This window comes from Pseudomonas sp. Irchel s3b2 (assembly GCF_900187445.1).
Lineage (GTDB): Bacteria > Pseudomonadota > Gammaproteobacteria > Pseudomonadales > Pseudomonadaceae > Aquipseudomonas.
Map to the genome: position 1 here is coordinate 141,927 of NZ_FYEB01000011.1, position 17,208 is coordinate 159,134.

Sequence of the window (17,208 nt, forward strand, 5' to 3'; positions counted from 1 at the left end):
ACTGAAAGTCCCTTGGCTGACCAAAGGAGCTCCGTCATGAACCTGCATCAGTTCGCCGAAACCCACGAAGTCACCAACCAGCCACCGTCGCTGGATGGCACCAACCTCTATCGCATCGACCTGCCTTTGCGGGAGTGGTCGCGGCGTTTCGATGCCGGTTGGGCCGAGTCGCGGATCGACGCTTACGGCGCATTGGCCGGCGGGCCGCTGATGGAGGCGGGGTTTGCGGCCAATCAGAACAAACCGGTGTTCGTCAGCCATGACCGTTATGGCCATCGCATCGACCTGGTGGAATTTCACCCGGCTTATCACGAGTTGATGCGCACAGCGGTGGAGCATGGCCTGACTGGCTTGCCCTGGACCGACCCGCAACCGGGGGCCCACGTTGCCCGCGCGTCCATGACCTATTTACACAGTCAGGCTGAAGCCGGCAGTGGTTGCCCGCTGACCATGACCTTCGCCAGCGTCCCGGCGATGCGCCTGCAACCGAATCTGGCCGAACAATGGTTGCCGAAAATCCTCGCCACCGAATATGACCCGCGCAACGTCGGCATGGCCCACAAGGCCGGAGTCACCATCGGCATGGCCATGACCGAGAAACAGGGCGGCACTGACGTGCGGGCCAACACCACCAAGGCTTATCCGGTCGGCGCCAGTGGTTCCGGTCAGGCCTATGAGCTGGTGGGCCACAAGTGGTTCTGCTCGGCGCCGATGTGCGATGCCTTCCTGACGCTGGCCCAGACCGACAAAGGCTTGACCTGTTTCCTGCTGCCGCGTCATCGCCCGGACGATACGCGCAATCAGTTCTACATACAGCGGCTGAAGAACAAACTCGGCAACTGGTCCAATGCCTCAAGCGAGGTGGAATTCCGTGGCGCCCTGGCCTGGATGGTCGGCGAAGAGGGGCGAGGTGTTCCGACCATTATCGAAATGGTCGCGATGACCCGTTTCGATTGCATGGTCGGCTCCAGCGCGCTGATGCGCCAAGCGCTGACTCAGGCCAGTCATCACTGCGCGCATCGCAAGGTCGGCGGCAAGTTGCTCAGCGAGCAACCCTTGATGCAAAACGTGCTGGCCGACCTGGCCCTGGAAAGCGAAGCGGCGTTGGCCTTGAGTTTGCGCATGGGCCGGGCGCTGGATCATATGGATAACGAGCACGAAGCGAAATTCGCCCGACTGGTGACGGCGGTGGGCAAGTACTGGATCTGCAAACGCGCGCCCGCGATGATCAATGAGGCTGCCGAATGCATGGGCGGCGCCGGGTATGTCGAGGAAAGCATCCTGCCACGGCTGTACCGTGAGGCACCGGTCAATTCGACGTGGGAAGGTTCCGGCAACGTGCAATGCCTCGACGTGTTGCGCGCGTTGTCGAAAGAGCCGGGCGTGCTCGATGTGTTGTTCAGTGAGTTGGGCGACGGTCATGGCGACAAACGTCTGGCTGCGCACATCAGCCAATTGCAGGCCGCGTTCAAGGACACCGACGATATTCAGTACCGTGCCCGGCAGCTTACCGAAGACATCGCCTTGGGGCTTCAGGCCAAGCTGTTGCTGGAGGCCGGTAACGCGTCGGTCAGTGATGCCTTCATCGCCAGTCGCCTCGGTTCGGCCGGTCGGGTGTATGGAATATTGCCTCGCGGGCTGGATGTAGAGGCAATTGTCGCCCGATCGACCCCGCAAGGGTTTTGAAGGGCGAAAGATCGCAGCCTTCGGCAGCTCCTACAGGTGTACGACGAACCAATGTAGGAGCTGCCGAAGGCTGCGATCTTTTTTCACTGTTCCCGTGAAGCGATGATGCAGGCAAGATGAAGGTCTGCAAGTCAGAACACAGGAAGCTGATCGTGACCGAAGCGTTTATTGTCGTTGAAACCGCCGAGCAAGCCGTGGATCGGCTTGCTGCCTTGCACGAACGTGCAACCACCGCGCTGAATCAGGCGCTCAAGCGTTATCTCAAGGATCGCATCGAACCGGACGCTGAGCAGCGTGCTCTGTTTCGTTATCCCGAGTTGCGTCTGACCTACCTTTGCCAGGGCGAAGTCCCACAGACCACTCGCGCCTATGCCAAGGTTCAACTGCCGGGAACCTACAGCGTCACCGTCACTCATCCCCGCGCTTTCCGCAAATACCTGCTGGAACAACTCGTCCCGTTGATGCACGATTTCACCGTGACCGTGGAAGTCGGCGTCAGTCAGCAGAACATTCCTTATCCGTACGTGGTCGAGCAGGGCGATGAACTGGCCGGCTCCGGCGTCACGGCGGCGGTGCTGGCTCGAGTGTTCCCGAGTACGGATTTGTCGGCCGCGACCGATGGCATTGCCGATGGTTTGTACGACTGGGAAAACACCGACCCGCTGCCGCTGGCCCTGTTCGACGCCGCGCGAGTGGACTTTTCCCTGCGCCGACTGGTGCATTACACCGGCAGCGACTGGCGCCATGTGCAGCCGTGGATTCTGCTGACCAACTATCACCGTTACGTCGACCAGTTCATCGTTCATGGCCTGGAGCAACTGCGCAACGACCCGCGTTTTGTGCGCATGGTGTTGCCGGGCAACGTGATCATCGAAAAGGATATGGACCATGGCGAGGCGTCGGCGATTGCCGCGGGCGTGGTCTGGCATCGTTACCAGATGCCGGCCTATCACCTGATCGCCAGCGACGGCCATGGCGTGACCCTGGTGAACATCGGCGTCGGCCCGTCCAACGCCAAGAACATCACCGACCACCTGGCGGTGCTGCGTCCGCATTGCTGGCTGATGATCGGCCACTGCGGCGGCTTGCGTCAGTCGCAGACCATTGGCGATTACGTGCTGGCCCATGCTTACATGCGCCGCGACGGGATTCTCGACCGGGTCGTGCCGCCGAACATTCCGATTCCGGCCCTGGCCGAAGTGCAGATGGCGTTGCAACAGGCGGCGGCCAACATCACCGGTGAAAAGGGCGACGAGCTGAAGAAGCGCCTGCGCACCGGCACCGTGTTGACCTACGATGACCGTAACTGGGAACTGCGCTGGGCGCAGGAGCGTCCGCTGATCAACTTGTCCCGCGCGGTGGCGGTGGACATGGAAAGCGGCACCATCGCCGCGCAAGGTTATCGTTTGCGGGTACCGTACGGCACGTTGCTCTGTGTATCGGACAAACCGTTGCACAGCGAAATCAAACTGCCGGGTTCGGCCAACGCCTTCTATGAGCGCGCGGTCAGCCAGCACTTGAAAATCGGCATCGAAGCGGTGGATCTGTTGCGCACCGAGCTCAACTCGCTGCATTCGCGCAAACTGCGCAGCTTCGACGAGCCGCCGTTCCGCTGATTGTTCTCATGGTCATTTGGCGGTCGGGGCACTAGCATGGTGAGCCCTGACCGTTAGATGTTCTTCTCGCCATGTCTCGTCCGCCACGTCCCGTTTCCCGCCGCCCCGGCGTGAAGCCTGCGCCATCCACTTCCGCCCCGCGTCGTGTCGCCAAAGCGCCACCGGCCGAGCCGAAGCTGATTCTGTTCAACAAGCCTTTCGATGTGCTGACGCAATTCAGCGACGGCGAAGGGCGGGCGACGCTCAAGGATTTCATCGAGATTCCGGGGATTTACCCGGCAGGGCGGCTGGACCGCGACAGCGAAGGCTTGCTGTTGCTGACCAACGACGGCCAGCTTCAGGCGCGAATTGCCGACCCGAAACACAAACTGGCCAAGACCTATTGGGTGCAAGTGGAAGGCGAACCAAGCGCCGAGCAGTTGCAGCGTTTACGCGATGGCGTCGAACTGAACGATGGCATAACGTTGCCGGCCCAAGCGCGACAACTGGATGAGCCGCAACTGTGGCCACGCAACCCGCCAGTGCGCTTTCGTAAAAGCGTGCCGACCAGTTGGCTGGAACTGGTCATTCGCGAAGGCCGCAACCGTCAGGTACGGCGCATGACCGCGGCGGTCGGCTTGCCGACGTTGCGTCTGGTGCGGGTCAGAATCGGCGACTGGTCGATCGAGGGGCTCGATCAGGGCCAGTGGAAGGAAGTGCCGGCGCGCTTATAGCGTGCCGGATTCGATCATGCCGATCACCACGCTTTTGACCACGAATGCGGCCACGCCCAGCCCCAGTACAAAGAACAGAATGAACGAGCCGAAGCGCCCGGCCTTGGATTTTTTCGCCAGGTCCCAGACGATGAAGCCCATGAAAATGATCAGAATGCTGACCAGGCCAGTCATCATCCACTCTTCGAATACTGCAGGATCCATCGAACATCTCCAGCGCGGGTGGGGCTAAAAAGGGCGCCGGGAGTATACGCGATGGCAGATTGATGGAGCATTGACCTGCGTCGGTGTGTCGCAGTCATTCGTCGCCTGTGCGGGCCTCTTCGCGGGCAAGCCTCGCTCCTACGGGGGGTGTCGAATGTAATACCATGACCGACACAAAACCCGTAGGAGCGAGGCTTGCCCGCGAAGGCATTCTCAGCTGCGCAAATGAGTCAGCGGCAACTCGGTGCTGTTGAGCACCTGGTTCAACACAAAACTCGACCGCACACTCGTCACCCCTTCAATCCGGGTCAGATGCCCCAGCAGCAGTTTCTGATAGTGATCCATGTCCGGCACTACCACTTTGAGCTGATAGTCCGCATCCATCCCCGTCACCAGGCTGCATTCCAGTACCTGCGGCAAGGTGCGAATGGCGGCTTCGAAGTTCTCGAAGCGCTCGGGTGTATGGCGGTCCATGCCGATCAGCACGTAGGCGGTCAGGCTCAGGCCGAGCATCTTGCGGTCCAGCAGAGCGACCTGGCGGGTGATGTAACCGTCGTCTTCCAGTTGCTTGACCCGCCGCGAGCAAGGCGAAGGCGACAGGCCGATGCGTTCGGCCAGCTCCTGATTGGAGATTCGCGCATCGCGCTGTAATTCCGCCAAAATGCTCAGGTCGTATCGGTCGAGTTTGCTCATCAATCTGGCCTTTGTCATAACTATTGCGGCGGATTATCTATCTGGAGTTAAAAATTGCGCAAGTGATGTTTATTTGAGCAATCTTCGCAATCCTCTGTCGCCGCTCCGGGCTTATTCTTATCACCAGAATCACTGCTCGGACAAACAGTCCAGTGCGGCTCGCCCAATCAGGCCAGCTGCGGTCGCCACCCCCACCGGGGATGTGTCGGCCCCCGAGCTACACACTGTCCAGAAGACGGCGTGAGGTGAGCCGACGTCATAAGCGTCGAGCACGGACGAAGTTCTCAAAGGGAGGCCGACGGGTCTCCCTTTTTTCTTGCTCCGAATTTGACGCCCACCCCTCAATAAATAAGTTGCGTGACTGATAACCTGTCACAGAACCGGGCTTGCATTTTCCCAGTCTTACGTACAGGCCCTAACCCGCCGTGAGGAAAAGCATGAAGTCGAACATCTGGCGTTTGGCCGGTGTTGGTTTGCTGTGTGTGAGTGTCACTGCACAATCGCTGGCCGATGAGCCGCAATATCGCGGTCCCGATGGTGGGGAACGTGGAGCGGATCATCAGGGCAAAGGTCAGGGTCATGACGGTAACAATCAGCCACGCCGGCAGAACAACGAAATCATTCGTGGCGACAACAGCCGCCAATTCGAGCTTCACGACCAGAATCAGGGCGGCCAGCGGCAAAACCGCCCGTCGCACGATCCCAATGTTCATGGCCGACCGCCGCAACAACCCAGTAATAATCTGCCGATTCAGGGCCGGCCCGACACCGTGCGCCAGACCCAGGAACCCCGGCGTGGTTATTATCAGGACGAGCAGCCGCGCAATTATGACAACCAGCGCTGGCAGACCGGCGGTTCGGGCTCGCGTCACGACCAGCGCTGGCCTGGTCGCCCGGATGGACGCGGCAGTGGCTGGGGGCCCGGTCCGCAGTATCGTCCGGGCTACATGATCGACCGCTTTCCGGATCGCAGTTATCGCGTGCCGTATCGTGGCCGGGATTACTTCTATTCCGGTGGTTACTGGTACCGCCCGCAAGGCCCGCGTTACGTGGTGGTTCAGCCACCTCGCGGGATTCGTGTCCGCTACTTGCCTGATTACGCGCGTGAAGTGTGGATCGGCGGGGCGCTGTTGTTCCTGGCGGCCGGCGCGTATTACGCCTACCAGGCGAGCACTCAGGATTACATCGTGGTCGAACCGCCCCTGCAGCCGCAACCGGTTGGCAGTGGCTACGACGTGGTGGCGTATCCAGCCAACGGCCAGTCGCCAGAGGAGGTCAGTCGGGACGGTTACGAGTGTTATCGCTGGGCTGTGGAGCAGAGCGGTTTCGATCCGCGCGCCGTCACCTATCAACCGGCCCCGTCGGTGGTGCAAGTGTACCGACAGGCCCAGGGCAACTGCCTGAGCAGTCGCGGTTATCAGGTGAGTTACTGAGCCCTGGCGGCTTTCACCACTTCCTGCGGGTCAGCGTGCACCAGCACTTCGGCTCGTGGGTAGGCGGCGTGAATCGCATCGGCGGCTTTATCGCTGATGTCATGGGCGACTGACAGGGTCAGCTCCCCCGGCAATTCCAGATGCAACTGCACGAACCACTGGTTGCCGGAAATCCGTGTGCGCAGGTCGTGGGCGCCCAAAACCCCCGGTACGCTACAGGCCAGTTCAAGCATGTGCTGGCTGACATCCAGCGGCAGCTCTTCATCCATCAGCACCGCAAAGCTTTCCCGGGCGATATGAATGGCGCTCCAGAGGATGTAGACGGCGATCCCCAATCCGAACCAAGGATCGACTTGATGCCAGCCAAACCCGGCCAGCACCAGCGCCACCAGAATGCTGCCGTTGAGCAGCAGGTCTGAGCGGTAATGCAAGGAGTCGGCACTCACGACGTTGGAACCGGTTGCCTTGATTACCCGATGCTGCAGCATCAGCAGGGCCACGGTCAGGGCGAGGGAGAACACAATCACCCCGATGCTGAGCCACGCCGCGCCTATCGGCTCCGGATGTTTCAACCGTTCGATCGCCTGCAAGGCAATCAGCACCGCACTGCCGCCAATGAACAGCGCCTGAGCCATGCCCGCCAATGATTCGGCCTTGCCATGCCCGTAACGATGATCGTCGTCGGCCGGGCGCAAGGCGTAATGCACGGCCAGCAGATTGAGCAGCGAGCTGACGCCATCGAGTGCTGAGTCAGTCAGCCCGGCGAGCATGCTCACTGAACCGCTCAGCCACCAGGCGATGGCTTTGGCGACGATCAATATGCACGCGACCGCCACCGAGGCGCGCGTCGCCAGCCGCAGCAGGCGGGCGTGTTCGGTACTGGTGGTCATAGGTGCGGCTTTTCCTTTTTAGTGCACCGATTACGCGGCGGGTTGCAGGCCGAACATGGCCAGTTGCTGGGCGCTGCCCTTGTGCTGGATCAGGCGTGGATCATCCAGCGGGAAGCTGCGGCCCAGTTCACTTTCCAGAATAGTCTGCAACTTGTGGTTATCGACCTTGCCGTCGGCGCCGATGGCGTCCTTGAGTTTTTCCGGAGCCACCTGAGCAGTCCGGCCGGGTTCGAAGTAAATGGCGCCCGTGGCGAAGTCCACCGCAAAGGCAATCAGGCCAGGGATGATGTAGAACAGCAGACCCACAGCATCCAGCGCGGCGATGGCCGGGTCGATCTTGCCCTCGATCTGACCGCGACGATCGGGGTAGAAAATCGTCCCGCAGGCGGTCATTTGGGTCAGCAAGGTCGCGACCAGTACACCGCCGATCAAGCGAAAGGGAGCACGCATGTGAAATCTCCTGAGTTATCTGGATACGAAGCATCGTCGATATGAATTAGGACCGCGACGAACGCCGTTATACTCGCGCCTCTGTTTGGGAGCCAGCATGATTTCTTTGCCGATTGATGAAGTTTTACCCGCCCTGCGTGAAGCCCTCGCGACACGCCACGAAGCCGTGCTCGAAGCACCGCCCGGCGCCGGTAAAACCACCCGCGTGCCCTTGGCCTTGCTCGATGAGCCGTGGCTGGCCGGGCAGACCATTCTGATGCTCGAACCGCGTCGGTTGGCAGCGCGGGCGGCGGCGGAGCGGTTGGCCAGTGAACTGGGTGAGAAGGTCGGCGAAACCGTTGGCTATCGCATTCGTCTCGACAGCAAAGTCGGCCCCAACACCCGCATCGAAGTGGTCACCGAAGGCATCCTCACCCGGCGCTTGCAGGATGACCCGGCGCTGGAAGGCGTGGGTTTGCTGATTTTCGATGAGTTCCACGAGCGCAGTCTCGATGCCGACCTGGCGCTGGCCCTGAGCCTGAACGGCCGGGAGCTGTTTCGTGACGATCAGCCACTGAAAATTCTTTTGATGTCGGCAACCCTGGAAGGCGAACGCCTGGCCGGGTTGCTGGATGACGCGCCGATCCTGCGCAGCGAAGGTCGCATGTACCCAGTGGCAATGCGTTGGGGCCGGCCGTTTCAGCCGGGTGAATTCATCGAGCCACGGTTGGTGCAGACCGTCCTTGAAGCCTTGAATGATGAAACCGGCAGCGTGCTGGCGTTCCTGCCGGGGCAGGCGGAAATCCGTCGGGTGCATCAGCAACTCGCCGATGCACTGGGCGATAGCACACAGGTTTTGCTCTGCCCGTTGCACGGTGAATTGGACCTCGCCGCCCAACGCGCCGCGATCGATCCGGCGCCCGCCGGCAAACGCAAAGTGGTGCTGGCCACCAACATCGCCGAGACCAGCCTGACCATCAATGGCGTGCGCGTGGTGATCGATGCCGGGTTGGCGCGCGTGCCGCGTTTCGATCCTGGCAGCGGCATGACCCGCTTGGATACTCAGCGCATTTCCAAAGCCAGCGCCACGCAGCGCGCGGGCCGGGCAGGGCGATTGGAGCCCGGCGTGTGTTATCGCCTGTGGTCGCAGGATCAGCACGAACAACTGGCGGCTTACGCCAGTGCGGAAATCCTCTCGGCGGACCTTGCCGGGCTGGCCTTGCAACTGGGGCGTTGGGGCGTGACACCGGGTCAGTTGGTTTGGCTGGATGTTCCTCCGGCAGCGGCTTATGCACAGGCTCAGGATTTGCTTGAGCGTTTAGGCGCGCTGGAGGGCGAAGCGCTGACCCGTCACGGTCAGGCCATGGCCGAATTGCCGGCGCACCCGCGGATCGCCCATTTGCTATTGCGGGGGCAGGCGCTGGGGTTGGCGGACATGGCTTGCGATGTCGCGGCGTTGCTCGGTGAACGGGATATTTTGCGTGGCGCTGGCGCCGATCTGCACAGTCGGTTGGTGCTGCTGTCCGGTGAAGAGCGAGCCGCTCGTGGTGCTCAGGGCGGCGTTCAACGGGCCCGGCAACTGGCGCGGCAATATCGTGGTTACTTGCGTGGCAAAGCGACGGAGCCGGTCAGCGATCCCGGACATCCGCGCTGGCTCGGCGCGTTGCTGGCGTTGGCTTATCCCGACCGAGTAGCTCAACAGCGACGGGCCGGTGGCGCTGAGTATCGACTGGCCAACGGCCGTGCGGCGCTGTTTGCCGAAGCGGACAGCCTGATGAAGCAACCGTGGCTGGTGATCGCCGATCTGGGCAGTCGCCAGGGCCAGCGTGAGGAACGGATTTATCTGGCAACGGATTTTGATCCGGCGCTGTTCGATTCAGTGCTGGCCGAACAGGTGCGTTGTGTCGATCAACTGGATTGGGATGAGCGCGAAGGCGTGTTGCGGGCCGAGCGTCAGCGCAAGGTCGGCGAGTTGATCCTCAGCCGCGAACCGCTGACCGGTCTCGATGAAAGCGCCCGCAGTCAGGCGCTGGTGAACCTGGTGCGACGCAAAGGTCTGGAGCTGTTGCCGTGGACCCCGGAGTTGCGTCAGTGGCAGGCGCGGGTGGCGTTGTTGCGTCAGTTGGACTTGAGTAGTCAGAGCCAGAGCGAGTGGCCGGATGTCAGCGACGCTGCACTGCTCAAAAGCCTTGAACACTGGTTGATGCCGTATCTGGGCAAAGTCTCGCGGCTCAGTCACTTTGCCAATCTGGACTTGTCGAGCATCGTTCACAACCTGCTGCCCTGGCCGTTGCCGCAACGGCTCGAAGAGCTGGCGCCACATCATTTGAGCGTGCCATCGGGCTCATCGATTCGTCTGGATTACAGTGAACAGCCGCCGATTCTGGCGGTGCGTTTGCAGGAGTTGTTCGGCCTGGCCGAAACCCCGCGCATTGCAGGGGGCCGGCAAGTGGTCAAGCTTCATCTGCTGTCCCCGGCACGCCGGCCGGTGCAAGTGACGCAGGACTTGGCGAACTTCTGGCGCAGTACCTATGCCGAGGTGAAGAAGGATTTGAAGGGGCGTTATCCGAAGCATTATTGGCCGGATGATCCGCTGGTGGCCGAGGCCACCGCGCGGGTTAAACCAAGAAAATAGTATCAGGCTATAAATTTATTCCTCATTTGAATTGGCGCGATGGTGTGCCAATTCAAATGCAGCAAGATAACCGTTGTACATTTTGGATACGTCGGTTTCTCTGGCGCGTTTTACATGGTTTTCCTTTGCTTCCTGGTTTTTGCTGAGCGTCAGTGCATTTTGCAGTTTGCTGACAAATACAGCGATGGACTCATTGGATAGGGATTTGGTCTGTGGAAATAGAGGATCAATTTCTTCCGTTTCCTTTCGCTTCACACTTAAATCGTATGTATTAGCAAGATTTCCCATGGCATTGCATGTGCCAGGCAGTTCAGGATAAACCGCGATGCAGCCTGCGGCTGCAGCCTCCAGTAGTGTGAGTCCCCAAGATTCCGTTCTCGAGGTCGAAAGTATGACGTCAGTGGCAGACATGACAGTAGGCATATCTTGAAAGCCAAGGAAATGGATGTGATGTTTGAGAGTGTCGTATTCGTTGCCAAGTGAATTTTTTATAAGCGCTTGAAGGCGGATATTGTCATTGCTCATCATCGATCCGCATCCGATAAAATGCAGGTTTCCGTTTTCGGGTTGCTTGAGCACTTCTCCGATAATCTTGATATAGGCCGTGACGTCTTTTTCAGGAGAGTAACGACCTGCCAATGTCACTACGCTGGCATCTTGAGGGATGTTGTTTGCTTCTCGAAACTGTTGGCGAGCGGAGGGGTTATAGGAGAATTTTTCACAATCTGTTCCATTCTCAACTTTCATCATTACTTTAGAGTTTCCCCCGACATCCAAGTAGTTTTGACCCGCAGATCGAGAACACACAACGGCAACGTGAATGGCGTTGTGTGAAGCAGCCATATTACGTGTCACACAATAAGCCTTTTCGTAGGTGTCGCTATCCTCAACCGCAAGATCTTCACGATGGATGCCATAGGCGACGCCTATTTTCTCACCCGTTGGACGTGTGCTGTTCAATTCTCTAACGGCTTCCGATACCAGCGTGACAGCATGATCCTGAGCTACATAAACGACTTGCGGGGCTGCGTCTTCAATGGCAGCCTTCATACTTGCCAGCGCCGTAGGGTTCAGTTCAAACCCACTCTTTGTCTTTATTAAGACCCCGTCAAGCCTGTTAGTGTTGGTTTTGTCATTGGTCTTTGTCTCAGTCTCGATTGTTTTGTGTCCAAGGTTTAAGAAGTAATTTTTCAAACATATTTTTTCTATTCCAAGTCCAAACTGCCCTCTGCCTATGTTGTTTCCAGAATCCTTCTGGATGTCACTAAAATTAGTGTGTTCGTTCCAGTTGATTGCCTCTGTGGTTGTTCTTCGTTCGCCGTTATTACTGACCTCAGTCAGGTGGTTGACTATTTGAAATTTATCTCCTGTCCCTTTTGTTGTAAAGTCCAGAAGAGTGGCGTTGGAACATTTCAGATGTGCGCCGTTAGGATTTGCATTTTGTTCAAGTAACATTTTGCTGATGTTTTCGGTGCCTCCAGTTCCTTGATAGTTCTGGATAAATAGTACTGAGCTTAACCTGTTGTTATTGTTGTGAGCGTTATTTGATAGCGCTGCTTTGCAAGAGGGTATTGCAGTGTTGAGTAATATCGTCATGGGGCTGAGTCATTTGGAAAGGGGGCTGGAAACTAGTTTTATCGCCGGCAGGGCGCAATCCCATTAGGTAAGTTAGTTGTAACGTATGTTTTCATGCATGCACTGCTATTGAGTTACTATCCACCGCCCTTCAAGAATCAACGACTGGGATTTTTTGGCCGCAGACTCAATCTCGAAACAATGGTGTCGGGGATTTAAGTCCCGCTCCCGGCCTTCGCGGTACGGGGCAACAGCAAGAAGACCGTGCTGTTCGTGACCCACGATATCGACGAGGCGATTCTGCGGGGCGACCCGGTCTACGTTATGGGTGCGCGGCCGGGTCGGATCAAGCAGATTCTGGACGTGCCGATCGAACGCCCACGGACCCTGGACATGGTCATGGAGCGCTCGTTCATCGACATGAAACGCAAGATCTTCGGGCTATTGCATGATGGGTTGGAGGAGGCGCATTGAGCCTGATGCCAGCCATGCAGATTCCCTGTGTGCGGGCTTACCCGCGATGAGGTCGTCACATTCAACATCTATGTTGCCTGAGAATCATCTAGCCGGCCTCCACCACCTCCCACAGGTTTTGTATTTGGCTGGCGTCATGCGCTAAGGCGCGGCCGGCAATAGAAACCGCGCAATCACCGGCAAGTGATCGGAAATCCGTAACGTATCGTCCTGCCTCACTCGCGCCTCAACCCGTTTGATGTGCGGGCTGTAAAACAGGTAATCGACGGTCCGGTCCGGGCCGTTCAAGTCTGGGTCATTCGGGTAATGGGTCAGCCATTGCGCGCGGTCGATCCCGCTGGCTTCGTTGTTGGTGGGGATCATCGGGTATTTATCCCACAGCACATGCAGCGTGCTGTCGGCGGAGTAGGGCGTGCGTTGCTCGGCGGGCAGGCGTCGATACTGGCCCAACGGCAACAGGTTGAAGTCACCACCAATCAACCACGGTGTGCCGCGGCTTTCATACTTGTCGAGGACCTTGGTCACGGCCGTCACTTGGGTTTGCAAGGTTTCGTCAGGCTGGGTGGCGCGATCCAGATGGGTGTTGACCACGGCGATTTGGCCGCCGTCGCTCAATGGCAGGTAAGTGACGAGCAAGGCGTTTTTGGGTTTGAACTGACGGTTGATGAAATTGGCCGATGCGACTGGTAATTGCAGGCGTTCGGCGTGTTCGATCTGGTAGCGGCTCAGGGTTGCCAATTGCCGGCCAACGCTGCCGTAGATGTGCGGTTCAGGCACGAAGTCGGCTTTCCAGTCGAAGGCCTGCGCGCTGCACGGATACAGGTCGGTGACTCGATCCTGAAGCAATTTGAACTGGTTCTGGTAGTCACTGGCCTTGGCGCCGTCATCGAGTTCCTGCAACAGCACGATGTCCGGTTGCTCGTCGCGAATCACCCGCGCCACTTCGTCGAGGCTGAAGGCCATGTCTTCAGGCGTAGGGCGCTCGTCGTTGCCTGCGGCCAGATCGTTCCAGAATATGTAGCGCTTGCCTGCCAGGTACTGGACGTTCCAGGTCATCACCTTAAGCGACTGGCCAGGTACGAGCGTCGGTGCCTGAGTGTTGCAACTGACCGGCAGCGCTTCCTTGGTTTCGGGGCGCCAGGTCAGGCTGTAGATCAGCAATGCAATCAGGCCGATGGCAATCAGCAGGCCCAGCAGGGTGTAGCGCAGTAGACGGGTCATGGCTCGGCTTATCGCGTTACAAAATTGACCCCGAGCATAACCGAGAGCAGCGCCCAAGCCCAAGGGTAGAGCGCTCAGAGCGTCCCGTCAGCTTTCTCCGGCGCATCGCTGATCAGCATGAACAAACGGAACACCACCACGCTGGTGAACAGTTGCAGAAAGCTGTGGGCGCTGTCGATCAGCAGCGATATCACCGGGTTCTGCGGATCGGGGTAAGCCGCCAGCGTCGCACCCTTGAGCACCCACAACGGGGCCATCACGCACAGAATGCACACCAGAATGCGCAGGAAGTTTCCGCGGGTCAGGCGCAGGCTTTCCTTCATCGCCGCCAGCGGTGCCAGGCCGCGCAGCACCAGCAGGTATTCACCGAAGGCCAGCGTCACCATCAACCAGATGCCCGGCAGGAAATACAGCGACAGGCCGATCAGGATCAGCAGTGTATTGAGGGCGGTCAGCACGGCGAAACGCGGCCACAGGGTCGCGGAGGTCGCCAGCAAGTCGCGGGTGCGCGGCGATTCGCCACGGCTGCGGGCATCGAGAAACAGGATCAGTGCGGCGGTGTACAGCGGATACACCAGCAGGCCGACCATCACACTGATGCCGGGAAAGCTGTCCGGCTTGGTGGAGTGGTCGACCACTTGTTGCAGCAGCGCCTCGACAATCACCAGCGGCAGGCACAGCTGCACGATCTGGCGCAGGTTGCGCTTGAAGAAATACAGAGAGTCACGCAGTACGTCGAACGGATTCATCAGTCGGTATCGCAGGTTGAAAGCAGTGCCTCACTTTAACCGATGAAACCCGTTGGGGCGCAAACGTAAACGTTCGGTAAAGGTCATTGAAACATCTTGTATCAGCCCCATTACTGGTGAGCACCTTATCCACCGTGGATGAGGGCGACGATATTCCCGGCAATCTATGAGGTCGCCATGAACAGCGAAGAACAAACCCTGATCGATGGACTGTTTTCCCGGCTGCAACAGGCCGAAACGGATTCAGCCCCGCGCGACGCCCAGGCCGAAGCGCGGATCAAGGAACACCTGACTCGCCAGCCAGCGGCGGGCTATTTCATGACCCAGGCGATTCTGGTGCAAGAGGCAGCCATCAAGAGCCTCGACGAACAGAACAAGCAACTCACCCAACAAGTCCAGCAATTGCAGGCTGAATTGCAATCGACCAAGGCGCAGACGGCGGCCCCGGCGGCGACCGGCGGTGGCTTTTTGTCGAGTATCTTCGGTGGTGGCTCCCGTGATCCGCAGCCTGCGCCGACTCAAAGCGCAGCCCCGTCGAATGGCGGCTGGCGTGAACCGGGGCGGCCGTCGTTCAACGCGCAGCCGCCGCAGAACTTCGGTGCGCCGGCTGCTCAGCAGAACTTCGGAGGGCAGAACTACGCACCACAACAGTCTGCCGGCAGCAGTTTCCTCGGCGGTGCATTGAAAACTGCAGCGGGTGTGGCCGGTGGCGTGATGCTGGCGCAAGGCATCAGTAGTCTGTTCCAGCACAATCAGCAGCCGGAAGTGGTTGAAGTCATCAAGGAAGAACCGGCTCAGGTCAACGATCAGAGCGACAGCAACAATGAGCAGCGCGTGGCTGACAACTCCAGCGATCAAGGCGGATTCGCCGACGCTGATTACAATGATGACAGCTCATCGTTCTTCGGCGACGACGACTCTTTCGTCTGATTACATCTGTGGCGAGGGAGCTTGCTCCCGCTGGACTGCGTAGCAGGCCCCTTGGGTTTTAAAGCAAGGGCGCCACTTCGCACCCCAACGGGAGCAAGCTCCCTCGCCACACGGCCGATTATTCGCGGAACAATCCTTCGGGCTGGCATACTGGGCAACTTTTCGGGCCTGGTGCTTGATCCTGCCCGCGCTTCGGCACGCTAATGAGGATGTACGGTGAAAAAAATCGCAGTGTTCGCCGATGTCCAGAACCTCTATTACACCGTGCGTCAGGCTTATGGTTGCCACTTCAACTACGCCGCACTGTGGGCTGACGTCAGCAAACAGGGGCAGATCGTCGAGGCCTATGCCTATGCGATCGATCGTGGCGACAGCAAGCAGCAGCAGTTTCAGCAGATCCTGCGCAATCTCGGCTTCATCGTGAAGCTCAAACCCTACATCCAGCGCAGCGACGGTTCGGCCAAAGGCGACTGGGACGTGGGCATCACCCTCGACATCATGGACGCCGCCGACCATGTCGACGAAGTGGTGTTGGCCTCCGGCGACGGTGATTTCGACATGCTGCTGGAGCGCATCATCAGCAAGCACGGGGTGCAAGCGGTGGCCTATGGCGTGCCCGGTCTCACCGCCAACTCGCTGATCCGCGCCGCCAGCCGTTACGTGCCGATCGAAGGCGCGTTGCTGCTCAAGAATTGATTTTTACGGAGTTGAAACAGGTTTGGAACGCATAGCAGTCATCGACTTTGAAACCACCGGGATCTCTCCGAGCAGCAGCTGCCGAGCCACGGAAATTGCCGTGGTGATTCTTGAACAGGGGCGCATCGTCGAGCGTTACCAAAGCCTGATGAATGCTGGCGTGCGAGTGCCGGCCTTCATCGAACAACTCACCGGCATCAGCAACGCCATGCTGCGCACCGCGCCCTCGGCCGAACAGGTGATGAACGAGGTCAATGAGTTCGTCGGCATCACACCACTGCTGGCGCACAACGCTGCGTTCGACCAGAAGTTCTGGGACTTTGAGCTTGGGCGAATCAAGCGTACACGCCTGCAGAACTTTGCCTGCTCGCTGTTACTCGCCCGCCGCCTGATGCCTGCCGCGCCGAACCATAAGCTCGGCACCCTCACGACCTTCGCCAACCTGCCCGATACCGGCAAGGCTCACCGGGCCATGGCCGATGCGGAGATGGCCGCCAACCTGACGGCGCACTTGGCTGAAGAGTTGCGGCGCAAGCATGGGTTGCGGGAGTTGTCCCATGATCTGCTCGTCAGTTTGCAGAAAGTGCCGGCGGCGAAGATCAATGAGCATTTGAAGCGGTATCGCGGGTTTTAGAGTGATCGTTCCCACGCTCCGCGTGGGAATGCCTCAATGGACGCTCTGCGTCCGCTTCTGGGACGCGGAGCGTCCCGGGCTGCATTCCTTTGCTGCGCGTGGGAACGATCTGATCAGGGCTTTCCTTCCAACTGCCCCAACGGTACGCGCTTTTCGATGGCGCTGGACAGCACGATCGAGGTCTTGCTGAACCCGAATGTGGCAATCCGGTTGATCAATTCCTCCAGCTCCGGCATCGAGCCCACCGCCGCTTGCATGATCACGCACGGGTCGCCGGTGACGCGATGGCATTCGGTGAGCTGTGGGATTTTGATCAGTTCGTCGTAGGTTTTCTGGTTGCCGTGCTGATTCAGGCGCAGTTCGATGACGCACTGGATCGGCAAGCCAATTTTGGACATGTCGACTTTCGCCTGGTAGCCGGTGATCACCCCGCAGGCCTCAAGTTTGGCCACGCGCTCGGCCACCGCCGGAGCGGACAGGTTCACCTTGCGCGCCAGTTCGGCGTAGGACGCACGACCGTTTTCCAACAGGGCGCTGAGAAGCATGCGGTCGTATTTGTCCATCATGGTATTCCTGAAAAATGCTGACTTTCGAAAGCATGGTTTATAGCGCTGAACTCCGTGTTTTGAA

General features: G+C 59.0%; 16 protein-coding genes and 1 pseudogene. 9 read left to right on the top strand and 8 right to left on the bottom strand.

From position 1 onward, the window contains the following. Positions 1 to 36: 36 nt before the first annotated feature. From CKW20_RS21295 to CKW20_RS21305, 3 genes are all read left to right on the top strand, one after another. Positions 37 to 1,686 (top strand): acyl-CoA dehydrogenase family protein, encoded by a 1,650-nt coding sequence (locus CKW20_RS21295; RefSeq protein ID WP_095054633.1) that lies wholly within the window; start codon positions 37 to 39, stop codon positions 1,684 to 1,686. Positions 1,687 to 1,802: 116 nt separating this feature from the next. Further along, the gene (amn, locus tag CKW20_RS21300) at positions 1,803 to 3,302 is read left to right on the top strand and encodes an AMP nucleosidase (RefSeq protein WP_176466936.1); all 1,500 of its coding nucleotides are present in this window, start codon (positions 1,803 to 1,805) and stop codon (positions 3,300 to 3,302) included. A gap of 71 nt (positions 3,303 to 3,373) precedes the next feature. Next, positions 3,374 to 4,015: a pseudouridine synthase gene (locus CKW20_RS21305; RefSeq protein WP_095054634.1), complete on the top strand. Its 642-nt coding sequence runs from the start codon at positions 3,374 to 3,376 to the stop codon at positions 4,013 to 4,015. Here CKW20_RS21305 and CKW20_RS21310 read toward each other — a convergent pair. Both CKW20_RS21310 and CKW20_RS21315 read right to left on the bottom strand, forming a co-directional pair. Beyond that, complete coding sequence (locus CKW20_RS21310; RefSeq protein WP_030129518.1) at positions 4,010 to 4,219, bottom strand: DUF2788 domain-containing protein; 210 nt, start codon at positions 4,217 to 4,219, stop codon at positions 4,010 to 4,012. The genes CKW20_RS21305 and CKW20_RS21310 overlap by 6 nt on opposite strands. A 213-nt stretch (positions 4,220 to 4,432) precedes the next feature. Then, positions 4,433 to 4,912: an Lrp/AsnC family transcriptional regulator gene (locus tag CKW20_RS21315; protein WP_007894448.1), complete on the bottom strand. Its 480-nt coding sequence runs from the start codon at positions 4,910 to 4,912 to the stop codon at positions 4,433 to 4,435. Positions 4,913 to 5,349: 437 nt separating this feature from the next. Between CKW20_RS21315 and CKW20_RS21320 the strand changes: the two genes are divergently transcribed. Then, positions 5,350 to 6,345 carry a DUF6515 family protein gene (locus tag CKW20_RS21320; RefSeq protein WP_095054635.1) on the top strand — a complete coding sequence of 332 codons (996 nt, stop codon included), beginning with the start codon at positions 5,350 to 5,352 and terminating at the stop codon, positions 6,343 to 6,345. Here CKW20_RS21320 and CKW20_RS21325 read toward each other — a convergent pair. Then, on the bottom strand, positions 6,339 to 7,235 hold the full coding sequence (locus CKW20_RS21325) for a cation diffusion facilitator family transporter (RefSeq protein WP_095054636.1): 897 nt from the start codon (positions 7,233 to 7,235) through the stop codon (positions 6,339 to 6,341). The two genes, CKW20_RS21320 and CKW20_RS21325, sit on opposite strands and share 7 nt — an antisense overlap. A gap of 30 nt (positions 7,236 to 7,265) precedes the next feature. After that, a complete protein-coding gene (locus tag CKW20_RS21330; RefSeq protein ID WP_095054637.1) occupies positions 7,266 to 7,685 on the bottom strand; it encodes a polyribonucleotide nucleotidyltransferase in 420 nt (139 codons plus the stop codon). Between the two features lie 97 nt (positions 7,686 to 7,782). On the opposite strand from CKW20_RS21330, the gene hrpB reads away from it, so the two are divergent. Further along, the gene (gene hrpB / locus CKW20_RS21335) at positions 7,783 to 10,299 is read left to right on the top strand and encodes an ATP-dependent helicase HrpB (RefSeq protein ID WP_095054638.1); all 2,517 of its coding nucleotides are present in this window, start codon (positions 7,783 to 7,785) and stop codon (positions 10,297 to 10,299) included. A 15-nt stretch (positions 10,300 to 10,314) separates the two neighbouring features. Here hrpB and CKW20_RS21340 read toward each other — a convergent pair whose 3' ends face one another. Further along, positions 10,315 to 11,895 carry a glycosyltransferase gene (locus tag CKW20_RS21340; RefSeq protein ID WP_095054639.1) on the bottom strand — a complete coding sequence of 527 codons (1,581 nt, stop codon included), beginning with the start codon at positions 11,893 to 11,895 and terminating at the stop codon, positions 10,315 to 10,317. A 219-nt stretch (positions 11,896 to 12,114) separates the two neighbouring features. Between CKW20_RS21340 and CKW20_RS21345 the strand changes: the two are divergent. Continuing rightward, positions 12,115 to 12,348 (top strand): annotated as a pseudogene (locus CKW20_RS21345) (ABC transporter ATP-binding protein); the annotation flags it as partial. A 141-nt stretch (positions 12,349 to 12,489) separates the two neighbouring features. On the opposite strand, the gene CKW20_RS21350 reads toward CKW20_RS21345, so the two are convergent. Continuing rightward, complete coding sequence (locus CKW20_RS21350; protein WP_095054640.1) at positions 12,490 to 13,569, bottom strand: endonuclease/exonuclease/phosphatase family protein; 1,080 nt, start codon at positions 13,567 to 13,569, stop codon at positions 12,490 to 12,492. Between the two features lie 74 nt (positions 13,570 to 13,643). Beyond that, on the bottom strand, positions 13,644 to 14,318 hold the full coding sequence (locus CKW20_RS21355; RefSeq protein WP_095054641.1) for a YciC family protein: 675 nt from the start codon (positions 14,316 to 14,318) through the stop codon (positions 13,644 to 13,646). Positions 14,319 to 14,495: 177 nt separating this feature from the next. Between CKW20_RS21355 and CKW20_RS21360 the strand changes: the two genes are divergently transcribed. The 3 genes from CKW20_RS21360 to CKW20_RS21370 all read left to right on the top strand — a co-directional run bounded on the left by CKW20_RS21360 (position 14,496) and on the right by CKW20_RS21370 (position 16,578). Beyond that, positions 14,496 to 15,248 carry a DUF2076 domain-containing protein gene (locus CKW20_RS21360; protein ID WP_095054642.1) on the top strand — a complete coding sequence of 251 codons (753 nt, stop codon included), beginning with the start codon at positions 14,496 to 14,498 and terminating at the stop codon, positions 15,246 to 15,248. A gap of 216 nt (positions 15,249 to 15,464) precedes the next feature. Beyond that, entirely contained in the window at positions 15,465 to 15,944 is a 480-nt protein-coding gene (locus CKW20_RS21365) for an NYN domain-containing protein (RefSeq protein WP_008012653.1), read from the top strand. A 22-nt stretch (positions 15,945 to 15,966) separates the two neighbouring features. Next, positions 15,967 to 16,578 (top strand): PolC-type DNA polymerase III, encoded by a 612-nt coding sequence (locus CKW20_RS21370; protein ID WP_095054643.1) that lies wholly within the window; start codon positions 15,967 to 15,969, stop codon positions 16,576 to 16,578. 113 nt (positions 16,579 to 16,691) lie between these two features. Here the strand turns inward: CKW20_RS21370 and CKW20_RS21380 are convergent, their stop codons facing one another. Next, positions 16,692 to 17,141 carry an Lrp/AsnC family transcriptional regulator gene (locus tag CKW20_RS21380; protein ID WP_095054645.1) on the bottom strand — a complete coding sequence of 150 codons (450 nt, stop codon included), beginning with the start codon at positions 17,139 to 17,141 and terminating at the stop codon, positions 16,692 to 16,694. Positions 17,142 to 17,208: the final 67 nt, after the last annotated feature.

Excerpts from the sequence above, each read along its gene's own strand:
- CKW20_RS21295 (WP_095054633.1), top strand. The coding sequence starts at position 37 with ATGAACCTGCATCAGTTCGCCGAAACCCACGAAGTCACCAACCAGCCA.
- amn (WP_176466936.1), top strand. The coding sequence starts at position 1,803 with ATGAAGGTCTGCAAGTCAGAACACAGGAAGCTGATCGTGACCGAAGCG.
- CKW20_RS21305 (WP_095054634.1), top strand. The coding sequence starts at position 3,374 with ATGTCTCGTCCGCCACGTCCCGTTTCCCGCCGCCCCGGCGTGAAGCCT.
- CKW20_RS21310 (WP_030129518.1), bottom strand. The coding sequence starts at position 4,219 with ATGGATCCTGCAGTATTCGAAGAGTGGATGATGACTGGCCTGGTCAGC.
- CKW20_RS21315 (WP_007894448.1), bottom strand. The coding sequence starts at position 4,912 with ATGAGCAAACTCGACCGATACGACCTGAGCATTTTGGCGGAATTACAG.
- CKW20_RS21320 (WP_095054635.1), top strand. The coding sequence starts at position 5,350 with ATGAAGTCGAACATCTGGCGTTTGGCCGGTGTTGGTTTGCTGTGTGTG.
- CKW20_RS21325 (WP_095054636.1), bottom strand. The coding sequence starts at position 7,235 with ATGACCACCAGTACCGAACACGCCCGCCTGCTGCGGCTGGCGACGCGC.
- CKW20_RS21330 (WP_095054637.1), bottom strand. The coding sequence starts at position 7,685 with ATGCGTGCTCCCTTTCGCTTGATCGGCGGTGTACTGGTCGCGACCTTG.
- hrpB (WP_095054638.1), top strand. The coding sequence starts at position 7,783 with ATGATTTCTTTGCCGATTGATGAAGTTTTACCCGCCCTGCGTGAAGCC.
- CKW20_RS21340 (WP_095054639.1), bottom strand. The coding sequence starts at position 11,895 with ATGACGATATTACTCAACACTGCAATACCCTCTTGCAAAGCAGCGCTA.
- CKW20_RS21350 (WP_095054640.1), bottom strand. The coding sequence starts at position 13,569 with ATGACCCGTCTACTGCGCTACACCCTGCTGGGCCTGCTGATTGCCATC.
- CKW20_RS21355 (WP_095054641.1), bottom strand. The coding sequence starts at position 14,318 with ATGAATCCGTTCGACGTACTGCGTGACTCTCTGTATTTCTTCAAGCGC.
- CKW20_RS21360 (WP_095054642.1), top strand. The coding sequence starts at position 14,496 with ATGAACAGCGAAGAACAAACCCTGATCGATGGACTGTTTTCCCGGCTG.
- CKW20_RS21380 (WP_095054645.1), bottom strand. The coding sequence starts at position 17,141 with ATGGACAAATACGACCGCATGCTTCTCAGCGCCCTGTTGGAAAACGGT.